Annotated in this window: 16 protein-coding genes; 5 read left to right on the top strand and 11 right to left on the bottom strand. The window is 44.5% G+C overall.

Features of this window, described 5'->3' with window-relative positions; all coding sequences use genetic code 11:
• Window positions 1-134: 134 nt before the first annotated feature.
• From BB427_RS03860 to leuS, 11 genes are all read right to left on the bottom strand, one after another.
• On the bottom strand, window positions 135-716 hold the full coding sequence (locus BB427_RS03860) for a hypothetical protein (RefSeq protein ID WP_069018996.1): 582 nt from the start codon (window positions 714-716) through the stop codon (window positions 135-137).
• A 420-nt stretch (window positions 717-1136) separates the two neighbouring features.
• Window positions 1137-2300 (bottom strand): serine hydrolase, encoded by a 1164-nt coding sequence (locus tag BB427_RS03855; RefSeq protein WP_039493684.1) that lies wholly within the window; start codon window positions 2298-2300, stop codon window positions 1137-1139.
• Between the two features lie 41 nt (window positions 2301-2341).
• Window positions 2342-3115: a septal ring lytic transglycosylase RlpA family protein gene (locus BB427_RS03850; RefSeq protein WP_039493682.1), complete on the bottom strand. Its 774-nt coding sequence runs from the start codon at window positions 3113-3115 to the stop codon at window positions 2342-2344.
• Complete coding sequence (gene rodA, locus BB427_RS03845) at window positions 3115-4221, bottom strand: rod shape-determining protein RodA (protein WP_039493680.1); 1107 nt, start codon at window positions 4219-4221, stop codon at window positions 3115-3117. Before rodA ends, BB427_RS03850 begins: the two co-directional genes overlap by 1 nt.
• Window positions 4218-6086, bottom strand: a complete 1869-nt coding sequence (mrdA, locus tag BB427_RS03840) for a penicillin-binding protein 2 (protein WP_069018995.1) — start codon at window positions 6084-6086, stop codon at window positions 4218-4220. Before mrdA ends, rodA begins: the two co-directional genes overlap by 4 nt.
• 2 nt (window positions 6087-6088) lie before the next feature.
• Complete coding sequence (rlmH, locus tag BB427_RS03835; protein ID WP_010372039.1) at window positions 6089-6559, bottom strand: 23S rRNA (pseudouridine(1915)-N(3))-methyltransferase RlmH; 471 nt, start codon at window positions 6557-6559, stop codon at window positions 6089-6091.
• 1 nt (window position 6560) lies between these two features.
• On the bottom strand, window positions 6561-6878 hold the full coding sequence (rsfS, locus tag BB427_RS03830) for a ribosome silencing factor (protein WP_010372036.1): 318 nt from the start codon (window positions 6876-6878) through the stop codon (window positions 6561-6563).
• Window positions 6879-6930: 52 nt separating this feature from the next.
• Window positions 6931-7566 carry a nicotinate-nucleotide adenylyltransferase gene (gene nadD, locus BB427_RS03825; protein ID WP_069018994.1) on the bottom strand — a complete coding sequence of 212 codons (636 nt, stop codon included), beginning with the start codon at window positions 7564-7566 and terminating at the stop codon, window positions 6931-6933.
• Window positions 7563-8606 carry a DNA polymerase III subunit delta gene (gene holA, locus BB427_RS03820; protein ID WP_069018993.1) on the bottom strand — a complete coding sequence of 348 codons (1044 nt, stop codon included), beginning with the start codon at window positions 8604-8606 and terminating at the stop codon, window positions 7563-7565. The genes nadD and holA overlap by 4 nt, the downstream gene beginning before the upstream one ends.
• Entirely contained in the window at window positions 8606-9118 is a 513-nt protein-coding gene (locus BB427_RS03815) for an LPS-assembly lipoprotein LptE (RefSeq protein ID WP_010606155.1), read from the bottom strand. Before BB427_RS03815 ends, holA begins: the two co-directional genes overlap by 1 nt.
• The gene (leuS, locus tag BB427_RS03810) at window positions 9102-11690 is read right to left on the bottom strand and encodes a leucine--tRNA ligase (RefSeq protein WP_045988933.1); all 2589 of its coding nucleotides are present in this window, start codon (window positions 11688-11690) and stop codon (window positions 9102-9104) included. The genes BB427_RS03815 and leuS overlap by 17 nt, the downstream gene beginning before the upstream one ends.
• Window positions 11691-11938: 248 nt before the next feature.
• Between leuS and BB427_RS03805 the strand changes: the two genes are divergently transcribed.
• The 5 genes from BB427_RS03805 (at window position 11939) to BB427_RS03785 (ending at window position 18882) form a co-directional block, all read left to right on the top strand.
• Window positions 11939-13015 (top strand): PepSY-associated TM helix domain-containing protein, encoded by a 1077-nt coding sequence (locus tag BB427_RS03805; RefSeq protein WP_069019000.1) that lies wholly within the window; start codon window positions 11939-11941, stop codon window positions 13013-13015.
• A 180-nt stretch (window positions 13016-13195) separates the two neighbouring features.
• On the top strand, window positions 13196-15331 hold the full coding sequence (locus tag BB427_RS03800) for a TonB-dependent receptor (protein WP_069018992.1): 2136 nt from the start codon (window positions 13196-13198) through the stop codon (window positions 15329-15331).
• A gap of 125 nt (window positions 15332-15456) precedes the next feature.
• Window positions 15457-15915: a zinc ribbon-containing protein gene (locus tag BB427_RS03795; RefSeq protein WP_017216346.1), complete on the top strand. Its 459-nt coding sequence runs from the start codon at window positions 15457-15459 to the stop codon at window positions 15913-15915.
• A 71-nt stretch (window positions 15916-15986) separates the two neighbouring features.
• On the top strand, window positions 15987-18416 hold the full coding sequence (locus BB427_RS03790; RefSeq protein WP_069018991.1) for a Lon protease family protein: 2430 nt from the start codon (window positions 15987-15989) through the stop codon (window positions 18414-18416).
• Window positions 18403-18882 (top strand): FKBP-type peptidyl-prolyl cis-trans isomerase, encoded by a 480-nt coding sequence (locus tag BB427_RS03785; protein ID WP_039493664.1) that lies wholly within the window; start codon window positions 18403-18405, stop codon window positions 18880-18882. The genes BB427_RS03790 and BB427_RS03785 overlap by 14 nt, the downstream gene beginning before the upstream one ends.
• Window positions 18883-18955: the final 73 nt, after the last annotated feature.

Genomic DNA, 18955 nt, shown 5'->3' with positions numbered 1-18955 from the left:
CGACTTAAAAAATTGCGATGCGCAATCAGATCATAAAACACTAATACTCGTCAATTTAAAGTTCGATCCCGCCCTGGTATTTAACACTGATTGACTTTTATCTAAATAGGTTATTACGAGAACTCTAAACTAGTTTAATTAGTCGCAAAAATATTCTCACTAATAATATGGTTTAGGCACTGTATGTAGCAGCTAAAAATAACCATATAATTAGCAGCCAACGTTCCTACTGACACAGATAGAAAAGGTATAGTACACATAACAACAATGAGTAGCAGGTTAACAGAAAGAATAAACCTCGACTTGGTTTTTAATCTCTGCTTTATCGCGTCAATCGCGGACATTTTTCTTATTTTATACACAATTCTTATAACATGGACAGCCAATAACAGACTGAATGCAATATTAAAAAGAGTAAGTAGTGGGTATTCAAGGTGTAGCCCGGCAATACCTATGCAAGCAAACGCTAGCATAAGTAGTAACTGTATCCAGTGCTGTTTACAGTAAACTATGAGCGTAACTTTTGCACAAGCTCCTTGTTCTTTTACCACTACGGATAATAAATCCCAAGCAGTTATAATTAGCGCCATATAAAAACCAATATATATAAGTAAGCTTGACTTGTATAAAATAGCAGAGAACAGCAGTAATACTGCAATAGTCAATTTGGCTACTGGTAAGCCTGGTTTTAGATATATACGATCTATGTAGTTCATCGGAAAGCCTTTAGTGTGTATCACCTATTAGATTAACATCTCTCTACTTCTTCCCATTCATAACAGCCACCACCTGTACAGACAGAATATTCTACTGAACAAAAACCTCCCAAAGAGCTGCTGCCACCGCCGTCATTATTTCCTCAGTCATGAGGAGTTTCTACACTTCACCATTATTACCGCGGTTGTCACCATCATTATTTAAATATCCTTTTATTTATAGTTCGAGTTTGTACCTAAAATCAATTATTACAAATTGTTTTTAAATTGTAAAATTAAAGTGGTTTTTCAGCCGTGTGGTATGTTGAAAAGGGGGTCTTAGATTAGAAAGTAGAATGTCTGGGAAGCTAAGGGAAATAAATAAGTTTTCAGAAAAGATAAGCCAACCGGTCTGTCTCGGCTGGCTTATCAGATAAGAAATTATTGCGAGATCTGTAAACGTAGATAGTCATAGATCTTGCTAAAGAATCCACCTTCTTGGATCTCTTCAAGCGTAACCAGCGGGTATTGTGCTACGTCTTCACCCTCAAGTTGTAAGAACAAAGTACCAACTTTAGTGCCTTTTGCTAGCGGCGCTTCGAGCGTCTTATCTAACTCAAAGTTAGCCTTTAAGTTCTTGCTTTGACCACGTGGAATAGTGATTGGCGTGTCTTCCATAATGCCAAGCGATACGGTTTCTTTGTTACCCATCCATACGCGCTGATCGGCAAACGCGTCACCAGCTTGGTAAGGAGTAATGGTTTCAAAGAAACGGAAGCCGTAGTTAAGCAATTTTTTGCTTTCAACTTTACGTGCACGCTCACTTTCTGTGCCCATGACTACCGCAACAAGACGCATATCATCTTTAATCGCTGAAGTAACAAGGCTGTAGCCTGCATCTGAAGTGTGGCCGGTTTTAATGCCGTCCACTTCAAGGCTTGCATCCCAAAGTAGTGAGTTACGGTTATACTGCTTTATGCCGTTGTATGAAAAAGACTTTTTCTTATATAAAGCGTATTCATCAGGTACATCACGAATAAGCGCGGCACCTAGAGTCGCCATGTCTCTTGGAGTGGTGTAATGCTCATCGGTGTCTAGGCCATGGCTATTGATAAAGTGACTATTCGTCATGCCTAGCTTTTCAGCATGTGCATTCATCAGATCGGCAAACGCACTTTCGCTACCAGCAATGTGCTCGGCCATTGCAACACAAGCATCATTGCCTGATTGAATAATGATCCCGTGGTTTAAGTCATCAACACTGACCTGCTTACCCACTTCGATAAACATCACCGATGAACCAGGAAAGTTCTTAGCCCACGCTTTTTCACTAATAGTGACCTGATCAGATGGACTAATGTTACCTGCCGCGATTTCAGTACCAATAACATAACTGGTCATCATTTTGGTTAAACTTGCTGGCGCTAGCTTAGTATCGGCTTCACCTTCTGCAATCACCTTTCCAGTTGTGAAATCAACAAGGAAATAGCCTTTCGCATTAATCTGCGGCGGCGAAGGAATAATTTGTGCACTGGCACTCATAATAGAGAAAGTGCACACCAGTCCAAGGACTTTTTTAACGATTTTTGGTTTGATAGAAGTCATTATGCTCGCTTTTTTGTTTATCGGCATTCATTGCGGTTATTCTAAAGTTCCTGCTCACTGTAAAGCAAGAAAGCACGACTAAATTGACCTTGTTGTAAGGTTTTTAGTAAAGATTGTGCTTGATTGTCGTCGGTAATTGGGCCGACTCTAAGCTTGTACAGGTTGTTTTCAAACGTGATGGGTGTACCTAACCCCAATTCTTGTTTTAACTGACCTGCTAATAACTGTATGTTCTCAAGTTTACTGCCAGCAGCAACTTGTACATAGGTTAGCCTTGGAGACTCGCGCGATAGAGTAATGGCTTCGACCTTAACGCGCGCTGTACCCTGAAGGTGATAGCCTAGCTTATAGGCTGCAGCGTAAGACAGGTCGATTAATCTATCGTCGTGGAATGGACCTCGGTCGTTAATTCTAACGATAGCAGAGCGTCCGTTGTCTAAGTTTGTTACTTTGGCAAAGCTAGGAAGTGGCAGCGTCTTATGTGCCGCTGTCATATCGAACATATTAAAAATTTCACCATTGGAGGTGTGGTAGCCATGGAATTTACGGCCGTACCACGAAGCAGTACCTTGTTGTTGATACCCATGTTCGTCTGAGATTGGTGTGTAACGTTTTCCAAGAACAGTGTAGGGGCGATTGGCACTCACGCTCTTTTTCTCGTTGGTGACAATGGCATCCTGCATTTCCAGTTCGGTAGGCTCGCGTAGTGGCGCTTTATCATGGCGAATATGATAGCGACTTCCACAAGCGCTGAGCACGCTTAACAGGGCAAATACTAAAACCAGTTTTGAAATTAGGGTAATACGAACTGTCATTATTTTAACAACATCCTCTTATCTGTTGCGATTGCCATAATAATGCCAAAACCGGCCATTAAGGTCACCATCGATGTGCCACCATAGCTAATTAGGGGCAGAGGTACACCGACTACTGGCAAGAGACCAGAAACCATTCCGATATTTACAAAGACATAGACGAAGAAGGTTAATGTCAGTGCTCCTGCGAGCAGCTTACTGAAAGCGTCTTGTGCTTGCACTGCGATATACAATCCGCGACCAATTATAAAAAGATATAAGCTGAGTAAAATAGTGACACCCAACAAGCCAAATTCTTCGCTCAACACCGAGAAGATAAAGTCGGTATGGCGCTCGGGTAAAAATTCTAATTGAGATTGTGTTCCGTGCAGCCAGCCTTTGCCCTCAACGCCACCGGAGCCAATCGCAATTTTCGATTGGATAATATGGTAACCAGAACCCAGTGGGTCGCTTTCTGGATCTAAAAAGGTCAGAACACGTTGCTTTTGATAGGCATGCATTCCGTAATGCCAAAACGCATAGCCGCCGGGGACCGCGAGTAACAAACCAGAGCCGATTAAACGCCAACTTAACCCAGCTAAAAAGAGCGCAAAAATACCAGAGCTGGCGATTAAGATAGAAGTACCCAAGTCGGGCTGCTCTTTGATCAGAATGGTTGGCACTAATACAATCGCAAAGCCGATTGTTAAATTCAAAATACTAGGAGGTAAGTGAGAGCGGCCAATAAACCAAGCGACCGTCATGGGCACCGCTAGCTTCATTATTTCAGAAGGTTGAAAGCGGGTAATGCCTAAATCAAGCCAGCGCTGAGCCCCTTTACTACTGACTCCAAAAAACAGCACTGCGACGAGCATGCCAAGACCTAAGAGGTAAACCGGAATTGCCACACGCTTAAGTGTATTCGGAGAAAACTGCGCCATAAATAGCATGGCAACTAACGCACCAAACATGCGTGTGCCGTGGCGCATCATCATGCCCATATCTTGTCCACTAGCACTATAAACAATTGCAAGGCTACCAATCATCATAGTGATCAAGGCTGCAAATAATGGTAGGTCGATATGGACTTTTTCGAATAGCGAACGAGGCTTATTCAGCGGGCTCATTGCTGTTGCTCCTTCTCAAGCGGGTAGGCTGAAAAGTAATAATCCATCACTTGTCGTGCCATTGGCGCTGCGATAGCACTACCACCACCTTGGTTTTCGACAACCACAGTGATAACAATTTGAGGGTCATCAAAAGGTGCAAAACCCACGTAGATACCATTGTCTCTGTGTTTTTCTTTCAGCTTCTCGGCATTGTACCTTTCGCCTTGAGCAATACTGATAACTTGCGCGGTACCTGTTTTACCAGCGTGATCATAGGTCACGCCCTTAAATGCACTTTTCGCGGTACCTATTTTTACTGTGTTGTGCATAGCTTTTAACGCGATATCCCAGTGATAAGGATTTTTCAACACTACAGGTGGTTTTTCTTCCGTAAATAATTGTTCTACTTCAGTGTCTTGCTTAGAAATTTGTACTAAGTGAGGCTGGCGGTGTATGCCTTTATTGACCAAAATGCTCAGCGAGTTCGCTATTTGCATTGGAGTGGCAGTCCAGTAGCCTTGTCCTATCCCAACGGAAATCGTATCTCCCGGGTACCACGACTCTTTAAAACGTTCTCTTTTCCATTCAACGGATGGCAAAATGGCGGAGGTTTCTTCATGAATATCGATACCCGAAAGCTCACCAAAGCCAAACTGGTTCATAAAGTCGCTAATTTTAGTTATGCCGAGTTTATATGCAGCTTCATAAAAATAGGTGTCGCAAGACTGCTCAATAGCCTTATACACATCAACATGCTCATGGCCCCAAGGACGCCAGTCACGCCATTTATGTTTTACATTGGGAATTTGAAAAAAGCCGGGATCCCAAATTTTGGTTGTTTCGGTGACAACACCTTCTTCCAGTGCAAGCACCGCGAGATGGGGCTTCACTGTGGAAGCAGGTGCATAACGGCCTTGAGTTGCACGGTTGATAAGTGGTCTGTCTGGGTTGAGCAAGGCTCGGTAGTCTTTGCCGCTGATCCCGTGAACAAACAGATTTGGGTCGTAACTTGGGTTAGAATAGAGCGCTAAAATTCCGCCATCTCGTGGATCCATAACGATGATCGCGCCTCGGGTGTCTTTTAGCACATGTTGGACGATTTGCTGCAAGCCGATATCAAGCGTTAGCACTAAGTCTTTACCTGGTTGTGGCGTTTCCATGCTTAATGTGCGAATGATACGGCCGCGATTATTCACCTCGACGCGGCGAGAGCCCACAATACCGTGTAGCTGTTCTTCATAAAACTTCTCGACGCCGAGCTTACCGATATCATGGGTGGCACGATAGTTCGTGTCTTTGCCTGCTAGCTCTAAGTCAAAGAGTTCCTCTTTATTGAGCTTTGCGACATAGCCAAGGGCGTGTGTGAGGGTATCGCCATAAGGATAATAACGGGACAATCGAGCTTCAACGCTAAAGCCTGGCAAACGGTGTTGGTTAACCGAAAGGATCGCCACTTCTTCTTCGTTCAGACCACCTTTTAATACTTGGCTTTTGAAGCGGCGGTTATGCTTGATTTCCTTTTTGAAATCTTCTACTTCTTGCTCAGAAATTTCGATGAGTTGACGTACAGAAGCTAATGATGCTTCGAGATCTTCGACATCTTCTGGGATCACTTCAAGGTTGTAAACAGGGCGGTTTTCGGCGAGCAAGACACCATTGCGGTCGTAAATCAGACCACGGTTAGGGGCGACCGGAATGACTTTTATACGGTTATCGTTAGAGCGGGTGCGATAGGTCTCGTGCTCAGTCACCTGAAGTTTGTAGACATTGTGAAACAAGATCCCAACAATAATAACGACAAAAACAAAGCCGACAAAGGCCCGTCTCGCAAAGAGGTTAGCCTCGGCAGAATGATCCCTAATCGTCGGCCGTTTTTTTATCATTATTATTCTCTGTGGTAAGGATGATTGTTATTTAAACTCCAGCCGCGATACAAGCTCTCGGCAACCACTATACGCACCAAAGGGTGGGGTAGGGTTAAGTTTGATAATGACCATTTTTGTTCAGCCGCAGCAATACATTCTGGTGCAAGCCCTTCAGGGCCGCCAATCAGTAAGCTAACATCGCGACCGTCCAACTGCCACTTTTCCATATTGCTCGCAAGTTGGTGTGTATCCCATGGCTTGCCAGTCACTTCTAAGGTTACGATCCGATTGCCTTTTGGAATAGCGGCTAAGGTTTTTTCACCTTCTTGTTGCAAAATGCGTTTAATATCTGCGTTTTTCCCCCGTTTGCCAGCGCTAATTTCAATTAACTCCAGTGGCATATCTTTGGGAAAGCGTCTTTGATATTCGGTGAAGCCAGTTTCAACCCACTTCGGCATTTTGGTACCTACTGCAATGAGTTGGATCTTCACATTAGCCCCACAGCTTTTCTAGGTCATAAAAATCACGGGTTTGGTCTTGCATTACGTGAACAACAACGTCACCCAAATCAACCAATACCCACTCACCAACGTCTTGACCTTCTTGGCCAATTGGTGTTTCTCCAGCATGACGTGCTTCTTTTGCGACATGATCGGCAATCGATTGTACATGGCGTTTTGAGGTGCCAGTACAGATCACTAAGTAATCGGTGATTGAAGAAGTTTCGCGAACGTCGAGCTTAACAATATCACGCGCTTTCATATCATCTACTTTGTCTAGCGCGAAATCTAATAACTGTTGTGAATCCAAGTTTTTGTCTCTGTATTTCAAATAATCGGCGATTTTAACATGCTTTATGGGGTTAATCAGCATACAAGCCATGGCTATTTATATAATCTATGACAGAAGCAGGCAGCCAATGTTCCAAATATTCTTTGTCATGCTGTGCAATTGCAGCTCTTATTGTACTCGATGCAATGTCTTTTTGCTCACCGTGAAGGAAATAGCAATGTCCAGCCTTGGTGGTTTGGAGCTTATTTAAGTTATCTGTGTGTGCTTTGACCAAGTAAGCCGAGACTTTAGCATCTGGTGAGCAATGTTCTTTTGGGCGTTGATACACCACCAGATGACACAGCTTTGTGATTTCTTGCCATTGATACCAAGTGTGCAGGCTATTAAACGAGTCCATACCCATTAAAAATAAAATCGACTGGTCCTGATATTCGTTACGCAGCTCTTGCAGTGTTAGCAGGCTGTAAGAGGGTCCTTGTCGGTCAAGCTCACGTTTATCAATAACCAGTTTTTGTTGCCCTGATAGCAAATTAGCAAGCATCGCTAGGCGATGCTCGTCACTGATGCTGGGCTTTTGTTTATGAACCGGTATGGCACAAGGTAAAAATTTTAACTCAGCCAGACTTAGCTCGTCGACGCAGCGCATCGCCATATTTAAATGGCCCAAATGCGGAGGATCAAAAGTACCACCAAACAAAGCAATCATACATGCTCACTCTGGCTAATTGGTAACGGCATTGCGATGGGGGTGGCAAAGGCTAGTGCGATGTGTGCTAGAGCTTGATATGGCGCAGTGAGTCTTGCTTCTTTATATGCGGTATCAAAGTCTGCCATCATACAGAGCAACTGTTTCATTTGCTCTAGCGTTAATCTGTCTAACGCTTGCTGCGTGATGGTTTGCTGATTTTTCCAGACATTATGCTTTTTATAGGCATCTGCAAGCGTAGTGCCGGTTTGCCACAAGGTTTTAACACCCAGCAGGGTGCGTGCTTGGTTTTGCAAGGTCCAGAGAATACTCGCGGGCTCTACATTATCGCTGGCGAGCTTGTTCAATACTTTGATGATTTGTTTAGGGTTACCACTTAGCAATCCGGTATTTAAATCAAAAATATCGAACTTAGATTGATTTAATAAGCCGCTCAGCAATTGCTGTTCATCAACCGGGTTTTTACCAAATAGTAAGGAGAGCTTTTCGAGCTCCTGATGCGTTGCAAGCAAGTTGCCTTCTGTGGCGACGAGCAGGGCACGCTTGCCTTGTGGTGACACAGACAACTTCAGCCGCTTACATTCATCATCAAACCAGCGTTCAAGATGACGCCCCGTTAACGCATAGCAAGGGACAAACAGGCCTTTAGGCTCTAATGCTTTGAACCAAGCAGTGCGTTGAATGTCTTGACCCGCGCCCAGCCCTTTAAAAATAACAACGACATCTGGATTGACCTGTGCGGCCAAAGACTTTAAAACCGCGACACCTTGGGTAGGGACTTTTTGCTCGTTAAAGTCGAACTCGATGAGCGTACGCGCACTGAACAAAGACATACTGTTGTACTGCGCACTGAGCTCTTGCCAGTCAAATCCCGGAAGTAGAGCAAATTTAATGACTTCGTCAAAGCCTTGCTGCTTGGCTACGGTTCGTATGGCAAGTGCACATTCGCCTTGCTGAAAGGGTTCTTCACCAAAGACCAGATAAAAAGGTGCAAGCCCTTTACTTAGGTAATTGGAGAGTTGATTGGCATAACAACGCATTACAGTTGCGACAACTCTCGAATAATACGTTGGCTTGCAAGACGGCGCATCTCGGTTAGGATCAGCTCAAGCTCTTTTGCCTTTGCTAGCGCATTGTCTGGGTCGTCCTGATAGTTACGATACAGCTCGAACATTTGTTTAACGGGTTCTTGGCCCGGACGACTCAATCGGTACGACACGCGATACGCCAGTTCATACTGAGCAACCTGACCATTTTTGAACAAACTGAGTGTTTGACGTTCAAGTGAGTCATTGTACAAGTACAACTCAGCCGCTTGCTTGGTATTTTTTGGTGTAAGGGATACCTGAGCGCGCTGAAGATCGGACTGTAGCTGTTCAAACAAGGCTGAACGCTTGTCGTCACCGCTTAAGGTGATTTCTTTTAGATCGTCAGGAAGGTAAGAGGCTTGCTTGAGGTGAAAACCGCAGCTCGCCACGAAGAAGCAAGCTAGCAAAACTGCTAGCTTGCTGGTGTGCCAAAATAGGCTACGCATCTTAGTTTGCAACCACATTAAGTAGCTTACCAGGAACATAGATCACCTTACGGATGGTCTTGCCGTCAGTAAACTTAGTGACGTTTTCTTCGCTAAATGCAATCGCTTCAACTTGCTCTTGCGTTGCATCTGCCGCCACGGTGATTTTAGAGCGCAGTTTACCGTTGACTTGTACAACAATAAGCTTTTCATCTTCAACTAGCGCGCTTTGGTCGATAACAGGCCATGCCGCATCAAGAATATCACCAGCCTTGCCAAGCTCAGCCCATAGCTCGTGACACATGTGCGGTGTGATAGGTGCAAGCATAATCACCATGGCTTCTAGCGCTTCGTTTGCTAGTGCAATGTCTTGCTCATCGCTCAGTGGCGCTTTGATAAGCTTATTTGAAAGCTCCATCACCGCCGCAATTGCCGTGTTGAACGTTTGGCGACGTTCGATATCGTCTGTCACCTTAGCAATAGCTTTGTGGATGTCGCGACGTAGCGTCTTTTGCGCTGCATTTAGTTTGCTTAAATCAAGCTCGGCAGTACCTGCTTGCTTTACGTCAACTGCGTATTTCCAAATACGACGAAGGAAACGGTGCGCACCTTCAACGCCTGAGTCAGACCATTCAAGCGTTTGCTCTGGTGGAGCCGTAAACATCATGAATAAGCGAACTGTGTCAGCGCCGTATTGCTTGATAACCGTTTGCGGGTCAATACCATTGTTCTTCGACTTAGACATTTTGCTCATGCCTGCAGAGAATACCGGCTCGCCGTCTTCTTTATGCCACGCTTTAGTGATGCGGCCTTTGTCGTCAGTCTCAGTTAATACGTCAGTTGGTGCGATCCAAATGTCGCCGCCTTTCTCGTCTTTGCGGTAGTAAGTGTCCGCAAGTACCATGCCTTGACATAGTAGACGCTCAAATGGCTCATCAGAATTCACTAAACCGAAATCACGCAGCAACTTGTGGAAGAAGCGCGAGTACAACAAGTGCAAGATAGCGTGCTCAATACCACCAATATATTGGTTTACTGGTAGCCAGTAGTTTGCAGCACCTGGTTCAAGCATACCTTCATCGTAACGTGGGCTACAGTAACGTGCATAGTACCAAGATGACTCCATAAAGGTGTCGAATGTATCGGTTTCGTGGAATACCGCTTCACCATTTATCGTTGCTTTTGCCCATTCTGGATCTGCTTTAATCGGTGAAGTTACCCCATTCATGACTACGTCTTCAGGTAGACGAACAGGGAGCATGTCTTCAGGTGCCGCAAGCTCAGAACCATCTTCTTTGTTCAACATTGGGATTGGCGAACCCCAGTAACGCTGGCGGCTCACACCCCAATCGCGAAGACGGAAGTTTACTTTACGTTTACCCACGCCAAGTGATTCTAGTTTAGTCGCGATGGCGTTAAATGCGCCTTCAAAGTCTAGGCCATCGAACTCGCCAGAGTTGATAAGCGTGCCTTTTTCGGTAAACGCTGCTTCGGCCAGATTGGCTTCTACTTCTGCGCCGGCTAGAGGCTGAATAACTTGTTTGATCTCAAGACCATAAGCGGTTGCAAACTCATAATCACGTTGGTCGTGACCTGGTACTGCCATCACGGCACCTGAGCCGTAATCCATCAGTACAAAGTTAGCTACCCAAATTGGCACCTCTTGTCCTGTGAGTGGGTGGATAGCAGTAAAGCCAGTCGCGATGCCTTTTTTCTCCATTGTTGCCATATCCGCTTCGGCAACTTTGGTGTTCTTGCACTCTTCAACAAAACGTGAGATTGCATCGCTGTTTTTCGCCGCTTCTTGAGCGATTGGGTGACCTGCCGCAACTGCCACATAAGTCACGCCCATAAAGGTATCAGGGCGGGTGGTGTATACGGTGAAGCTTTCGTCGTTGTCGGCGCGTTTAAAGTCGATTTCAACGCCTTCTGAGCGACCAATCCAGTTACGCTGCATGGTTTTAACTTGCTCAGGCCAGTGGTCGAGCTTGTCTAAGTCATCCAGTAACTCTTGTGCGTAATCGGTGATCTTAATGAACCATTGTGGAATTTCTTTTTGCTCGACAATGGCACCAGAGCGCCAACCACGGCCGTCGATTACCTGTTCATTTGCCAGTACCGTTTGGTCAACTGGATCCCAGTTTACCGTTGACATCTTTTTGTATACTAAGCCTTTTTCGTAAAGCTTAGTGAAGAACCACTGTTCCCACTTATAATATTCAGGGTGACAAGTCGCGATTTCACGATCCCAGTCGTAACCAAAACCAAGTAACTTAAGCTGGTTGCGCATGTAGTCGATATTTTCGTAGGTCCATTTCGCCGGTGCGGTATTATTTTTAATTGCCGCGTTTTCAGCTGGAAGACCAAACGCATCCCAACCCATAGGTTGCATAACGTTTTTGCCTTGTAGGCGTTGGAAACGAGAAACCACATCACCAATGGTGTAGTTACGTACGTGACCCATGTGGAGGCGACCACTTGGATATGGGAACATTGAGAGACAGTAGTACTTCTCTTTACTTTCGTCTTCGACAACTTTGAAGGTATTGTTTTCTTCCCAGTACGACTGTACTTTGGCTTCGATATCTTGCGGGTTATATTGCTCTTGCATCTAGGTTTCCAAACATCTGGCAAAATTAATAGAAAATTGCTCGATAGCATACCCGAAATTGGCCAGCAATCACAGCACCTAAAGTGGAATTATTTTAGTCGATTGTCACGGACTAAAGGTCGTGTCGAAGTGGAGATAAACGACGCGAAGACCAGCAGCGGTAAAAGGGGAAATTTTATGCTGTTGCAAGTAAGAGTTATTATCACTTACTATTGTTAAATATCGAAAGAAGTTTGAGAATTCCCTTGATAAAATTGTGGTTACGCCGTGCTCACCTAGTAATGGCGCTAGTGGCTGGTGCATTTATTATTTGCTTAAGCTTAACTGGGGCACTGCTTATATATGCCAAAGATATTCAATATCTTACTCAGCCTCAGTTGTGGCGAGTTGAGCCACAGTCTGAGCCTCTTGGGGTAGAGCAAATAGTCACCTCAGTTGAATCTACAACCGCTGAAAAAGTTTCACTGTTTATGCCTGAGCAGCAACCGGATTTGGCATGGCAACTGAAGTTGTCTAGCGGTGATTATGTTAGCGTTAATCCCTACAGTGGCGAGATCCTTCATCGCTACCAGTATTACTCTACGCTATACGGTTTTACGATGGCGCTACATCGTTGGCTGTTGTTTGAAGGTGCTGACAACAAAAAGCCGCTTAGAGATTGGGTATCTATTTGTGCACTTGTACTCATTATTGAGTTAGTGTTGGGTTTTTATCTTTGGGTAAAGCCTAAAAATCGCTTGAAACGGCTAGTGATAAAACCAAAAGCTAAGCTAAGGATCCTGCTTTATCAGTTACACACCGTATTGGGGGTATATTTGCTTTTACCTATACTGCTCATTGCCTTTAGTGGTATGGCGTTTAACTGGCAGCCGCAAACTAAGGCTGTGGTTGAGTGGTTGAGCTTTGACGAGGTCGAAGCAAGACCAAAACCGCCCACTATTGCGGTTAATTTTCACGGCTTACCCTATGATTTAAATAGCGCTACAACACGCGCAAAAACCACCTTCCCAGACAGTCAGCTGTTCCGTATTTATATGCCTGACAAAGCGTCCGACAGCATCGCTTTCAGAGTTCAAAATCCAGGCGAAAGTCATGCCTATAGCTGGGTTTGGGTAAACCCTTATAATAGTGAGGTAGTAGCGCAATATGATGCGTCAAAAGCGGGAGTCGCTACGCAAGTTTGGAACTTTAAGTACAAGTTTCATATTGGTGATTTTGCAGGACCCATCGTGCAATTTGTCTGGTTAATACTTGCCTTAGCTCCGACCTTTCTCACGATATCCGGCCTGTATTTTTGGCTACAACGTCATCGCAAGAAGAGGTAATTAACTTCACTCTAAGTTACTGTTATGTAGATATAATTGCAAAAAGTGGCGTAGAGTAGAATAATTTTTTAGTAAAGGGTAATGCAAATTATTCACATTTGCCTTGTTTTTACTGAGGTTTGCCAATATTATGTTGCCGCTTTTTATATCATTATTATTCTAAATCCAGCAAGGATAACCATGTTAAAAACTACTCTCAGTATGGTAGCGTTGGCTGTTAGCGCAGCAGCCATTGCAGACGATACCAATGTTAAAGATCTTCAAGCAGCAGATATGGAGCATATCGTGGTCTCGGGCAGTCGTGTGTTTGAAAGCATCGATGAAGTGCCTGCCTCTATTACGATTATTAATCAAAAACAAATCGAAGATCATTTAAAAGTAAATCCAGAACTACAAAGTTTGTTATCTCAAATTGTTCCTGGTCTTGCTCCGGATACGGGTAGTTCAAGTAATACAGGGCAATCATTGCGTGGACGTGCGCCTCTGGTGATGATTGACGGTGTACCTCAGTCTACGCCACTGCGAAATGGTTCTTTGGGTGTAAAAACACTCGATCCAAGTGCCATCGCCCGTATAGAAGTGATCAAAGGGGCAACCTCAATTTATGGTAATGGTGCTTCGGGCGGGATCATTAACTACATCACCAAGCAGGCCAAAAGCGATGGCAAACCAGAAGGTGAAATTAGCCTATCTAGCCGCTTTAGCGCAGTAAAGCTTGCAGAGAGCGCAGGTGCTCGAATTGCGGGCGCGATTAATGGCCGCGTTGACCAGTTTAGTTATTTAGTCACGGCAAGCTATGAAGAAAACGGTGTTCAGCGTGATGCTGAAGGTGATATTCTAGGTTTACAGTATGGTCTGTCGGATACCGTGACAGAAAACTACTTTACTAAGCTTGGCTATGACTTTGATGAAGACAAGCAACTGCAATTTAGCTATAACTTCTACAGTTCACAGCAAAAAACGGACCTAGGTGATGTGTTTGGCAACATCAATTTAGGTGAAAAATCTTACGCAATTCACGTGCCACCAGCTCAGCAGAAACAAGGTAAGCCACAAGGGCCAGAAGGTAATGAAAACATTACGTTGAAATACACTGATATAGAAGTTTTTGCGAATACACAAATGACACTTGATGCGTATATGCAAGACATTGAGAACGTGTTCTTCTTTTCTCCAAGCTTAGCAAACCCTGACGAAGGATACACTGGCGGTCAATCTATTATCCGTTCTGAAAAAAAGGGCGCGCGTGCAACATTTAATACCTTGGTTGATTTTGACAATGTCCAAGCTACCTTCATTTATGGTATCGATGCGTTGAATGATGTGACCTCACAGCCACTTGTTGATGGTCGTATCTGGGTGCCAGAAATGGACATGGAAAGCATCGCAGGTTATCTACAGACCAAGTGGATTGTTGCCGATGACCTAGTGTTAAAAGCGGGAGTGAGACAAGAAAGTATTGATCTTGCGGTAGCTGATTATCAAACACTAAAACTTTGCCGTTCAGCGGATCAGTGCTCTGTGCCACTTAACGTGAAAGGCGACACCATTGACTATGACGCCACAACTTACAACGTGGGTATTAAATATAACGCAAATGAAAAGTTTAGCCCATTCGCCAGTTACTCGCAGGGCTCTGATATCTCGGATATTGGCCGTCTGCTGCGCAGTGCAACGGTAGAAGACATTGGTCAAATTCAAACAGAAGCGTCGATTGTTGATAACTACGAAATCGGTTTTAACTCTCAATTTGAGACGTTACGATTTGAATTTGCGGCATATAGAAGTACGTCTGAGTTTGGCACAACGAATAAATTCAATGAAGTAACCGGAGTTTATGAGCCTGTTCGAGCACCACAAAAAATATGGGGTTATGAGGCACTTGTCGATTACAAGATCAACGACACGCTAAAACTTATTGCCACATATAGCTATGTAGAGGGAAAAGATACCGAAGCCGATACTTATCTTGGCTCTAGACAAATTAGCCCACCAAAGCTTACGGCAAACCTAAACTGGCAGCCAGTTGATGCGTTATCGATGACGTTAAGCTGGTTACATGTGGGCGACCGTAAACGTTTCGAGCGAGACGATAAAGGCAACTATGTTGGAGATCAAGGTCCAATTGACAGCTATAATGTGGTTAACTTTAGTAGTCAATATCAATTCGACCAAAGTTGGCAAGCTTTTGTTGGTATTGAGAACCTATTTAACTCAGACTACTTCCCAGCTCGTGCACAAGCCTATACGTACGGTGGCTACAACATTAAAGGCCTTGGTACAACAGCAACCGTTGGTGTGAAGTATCGTTTCTAAGCTAACTTTTGGCTTCATAATCTGAAGCAAAATGGGTTTGCTGAGCACCCAGTTCAGCAAACCCTAATACAATGAATGGTATATCTGGTCTACACTTAATCTATTGGCGAAACAGGAGTGTAGCAATGGCGGATTATCAAAAATGGCTGGATCAATTTTCCGATTGGCTCAAAGACGTCAAAGAACATGAAATTGACGATTTATCTAAGCGATTCTGGGAAGCGCAGAGCGCACTGAAAGACTACACCAAACAAACCTATGATGATTATAGTTACTATCTAAAACGTGACTTAGAACATCTTCTCGAAAACAAATCCTTCTATGATGAAGCGGCTTGGAGTGAACTCAAAGCCAACATCTTATTTGAAATATCCCAATTAGAAGATAGAACTCAACTTGAGTGGTCCGCACTTTTAAAAGATTTTGAACACCAAGGCATTTATAAAGAAGGTGAATGGATAGCTTTGGGACAATTAGTGTGTAAGAATTGTGGCTATAAATTAGATGTTTATTATGCAATCAAGATCCCAGCTTGCAGCGAGTGCGGGCATGGGGAATATACTAGAAAAGCATTAGCGCCCTAAAGTGTGGGCGCTCAGCTTGGAAGCACCAAGTTGAGTAGACTAACGTATGCGAATAATACAAAGAAGTTAGAATGACCAAATCTAAATTGTCGTCTGAAAAAGCACTGCCTGCGAGCCAGCTCGCGCCATCAGTTTCGTTGACTCACATAGAAAATTGTATCCAAAATCCTTACCCAGAAGCGCTACCGTTTATTGGCCAGCAGCGCGCTCAAACCGCGCTAGACTTTGCCTTGGGAATGGAGCTTCCCGGTTATAATGTGTATGTCATGGGAGAAGCGGCGCTAGGTCGTTTTACCATGGTAAAAGACAAGCTTGAGGCACACAGTAAAACTAAGCCAACGCCCAAAGAATGGTTGTACGTCAACAACTACGATGACCACCGCGAGCCTATCGCGCTATTTATGCAGGCGGGCGAAAGTAAGCAGCTTGAGGCTGATATAGACGCCTTTATCGATGAGATCTTAGATACTTTTCCTGCAGCTTTTGACAATCCGGGTTATCAACGCAAGAAAAAGTCGCTAGATAAAGAATTCGAACAAAAATACGATGCTGCGATCACCGCCGTTGAGCAGCAAGCTATGAATATGAGCGTTGCACTGATAGAAGATACGGGGACAGTTGGCTTTGCTCCTGTGGTCGATGGTAAGCAGCTCAGTGATACGGAGTTTTCGGCTCTGGACGAGCATGTTCAGGCACACTTTTTAACCGCAATTGAAACATTAGAAGATGCCCTAATCGAGTCGCTTATTGAGCTGCCCAGGTGGAAGCGTGAATCTTCTGAGCGTTTGCGTAATCTTAAAAAAACCACCATCGAAGTGGCGACCAAACCGCTATTAAAAGCGCTTGAGCATAAGTATGCCGCACACATTGGCGTGCTGCGTTATCTTAAAGATCTGAAGGTTGAAATTGTCGATGCGGTATTAGATTGGCTAGACGACGATAGTAGCAACAGCGACGAAAACAAAGATGACTTTGACTCAAAGGGAATGCTCACGGACTTTTTTGCGCCCAATATTCTGGTTGAGTTTAAAGAGGACGACCCAGCGCCTGTGGTGTATGAGCCAAATCCGACCTTTGGTAATATTTTTGGTAAGGTGGAATATGCAACCTCTCAAGGTAATTTGATCACCAGCTATCGCTCTATTCAAGCCGGTGCATTGCACCGCGCCAATGGCGGCTATCTGATCATGGATGCGGAAAAGGTCATGGCTAACGCGCAAGTGTGGGATGGCCTTAAACTGTCGTTAAAAACCCACCAAATTAAAAATGACCTACCGTATCAAGACAATTCGGTGGGCAGCAGCTTTACCTTAAAGCCGCAGCTAATTCCGTTGGATGTCAAAATTATTCTTTTGGGGTCGCGAGACCTGTATTACACCATTGGTGAATACGATGAAGAGTTTGCAGAGCTATTTAGAGTGCTGGCCGATTTTGATTACTATTTACCAAGCTCGGACAAAATGCAGTACCAATTTATCACTAAGGTGATGGAATACTGTAATGATACCTTGAAGATTGAGCTTAGCTCAGCGGCGCTGGCGCGTATGCTTAAATTTAGCTATCGCCAAGCGGAGCACCACAGTAAGCTTTCGGCGCGCTTTGCTGATGTTTTGGAGCTGGTGGCAGAAGCCAGTTTTTATGCCAAGCAAGATGGCGTAAACCAAATTGCCGCTAATCACATCGATGAAGCGATAGCTGGAAAAGAATATCGAACAGGACAGTTAAGTGAAAACATGCTCAGTGATATTCAAGAAGGGCATACCTTGATTGCAACCGAAGGCACCGCAATTGGTAAGGTAAACGGCCTGACCGTACTGCATATTGGTGACACTGCATTTGGTACGCCTGCGCGTATTACCTCTACGGTATATGCGGGTGCTGACGGGGTGATTGACGTTGAACGTGAAGTAGACTTAGGTAAGTCAATTCACTCAAAAGGCGTGATGCTGCTTACGGGTTACCTAGGTAACAAGTATGCGCAAGACTTTAGCCTGACGCTTAGCGCAAATATCGCCATTGAACAAAATTATGGTTTTATTGACGGTGATAGCGCATCACTTGCAGAGCTTTGTGCGCTGCTATCGGCGGTGACGCAACTCCCCGTGGATCAATCATTAGCGCTCACTGGCTCAATTAACCAACACGGTGAAGTACAAGCCATTGGTGGTGTAAACGAAAAAATCGAAGGTTTCTTTAAACTCTGTAAAATGCGAGGCCTCACAGGTAAGCAAGGGGTGATCGTCCCTGAATCTAACAAGGTCAACTTAGTGTTAGATGATGAAGTGATTGCAGCTGTTGAAAAAGGCTTATTCCATGTCTATGCCGTTGCTACAGTAGATGAAGCGCTTAGCTTGTTAATGGATAGACTAGCAGGAGAGCTAAGTGATGAAGGCTATCCCGAAAACAGTATCAATGCAGTTGCAATGGCGAAACTTGAGCGTATTGCAAAAGTAGTAAACGGCGATGATGACAAAGGAGAAGAAAGCCATGACGACAACTAATGTTATCCTCGTTATTGTTGCACTGGTGATTGCGGTGGTGTTTTTTCGAGGTGGTCAGAAACAGAAGCAGCTTGCGCAGTTTAATCGAATTCAAGCGGCAGACTTTTTGAAAGAAAACGAAAAGCGCACAGAGGTTCATAAAACTGACTCAGGTCTTCAGTACGAAATAATCACTCAAACTGACGGTGGCAAACAGCCAAATGCAACGAGCAAAGTTAAAGTGCATTACCATGGCACTTTACTTGATGGCTCCGTATTCGACAGTTCGGTACTGCGTGACCAACCCATCAGCTTTGGACTTAATCAAGTGATCCCGGGTTGGACCGAAGGCGTGCAGTTGATGAGCGAAGGGGATAAATACCGCTTTTGGATTGGTCCAGACTTAGGCTATGGTGACCGCGCTGCAGGTAAAATCGAACCGGGTTCGTTATTAGTGTTTGAAGTTGAGCTGCTCGCGGTAGAGTGATCGGTGTTATAGTTGTGCAAGGCGCTACGGCATATAGCTTGAATAAACGTAGCGCCATACGCAGTTAATGGAG

It is taken from the genome of Pseudoalteromonas sp. BMB (genome assembly GCF_001709235.1).
In the GTDB taxonomy this organism is placed as follows: Bacteria; Pseudomonadota; Gammaproteobacteria; order Enterobacterales; family Alteromonadaceae; genus Pseudoalteromonas; species Pseudoalteromonas maricaloris.
The sequence above is the reverse complement of the archived record's forward strand: the minus strand, read 5'-3'. Positions and strand labels throughout refer to the sequence as shown.

Bases quoted from the DNA above. Each gene is read 5' to 3' on its own strand.
- BB427_RS03860 (WP_069018996.1), bottom strand. From the start codon at position 716: ATGAACTACATAGATCGTATATATCTAAAACCAGGCTTACCAGTAGCC.
- BB427_RS03855 (WP_039493684.1), bottom strand. From the start codon at position 2,300: ATGACTTCTATCAAACCAAAAATCGTTAAAAAAGTCCTTGGACTGGTG.
- BB427_RS03850 (WP_039493682.1), bottom strand. From the start codon at position 3,115: ATGACAGTTCGTATTACCCTAATTTCAAAACTGGTTTTAGTATTTGCC.
- rodA (WP_039493680.1), bottom strand. From the start codon at position 4,221: ATGAGCCCGCTGAATAAGCCTCGTTCGCTATTCGAAAAAGTCCATATC.
- mrdA (WP_069018995.1), bottom strand. From the start codon at position 6,086: ATGATAAAAAAACGGCCGACGATTAGGGATCATTCTGCCGAGGCTAAC.
- nadD (WP_069018994.1), bottom strand. From the start codon at position 7,566: ATGATTGCTTTGTTTGGTGGTACTTTTGATCCTCCGCATTTGGGCCAT.
- holA (WP_069018993.1), bottom strand. From the start codon at position 8,606: ATGCGTTGTTATGCCAATCAACTCTCCAATTACCTAAGTAAAGGGCTT.
- BB427_RS03815 (WP_010606155.1), bottom strand. From the start codon at position 9,118: ATGTGGTTGCAAACTAAGATGCGTAGCCTATTTTGGCACACCAGCAAG.
- leuS (WP_045988933.1), bottom strand. From the start codon at position 11,690: ATGCAAGAGCAATATAACCCGCAAGATATCGAAGCCAAAGTACAGTCG.
- BB427_RS03800 (WP_069018992.1), top strand. From the start codon at position 13,196: ATGTTAAAAACTACTCTCAGTATGGTAGCGTTGGCTGTTAGCGCAGCA.
- BB427_RS03795 (WP_017216346.1), top strand. From the start codon at position 15,457: ATGGCGGATTATCAAAAATGGCTGGATCAATTTTCCGATTGGCTCAAA.
- BB427_RS03790 (WP_069018991.1), top strand. From the start codon at position 15,987: ATGACCAAATCTAAATTGTCGTCTGAAAAAGCACTGCCTGCGAGCCAG.
- BB427_RS03785 (WP_039493664.1), top strand. From the start codon at position 18,403: ATGACGACAACTAATGTTATCCTCGTTATTGTTGCACTGGTGATTGCG.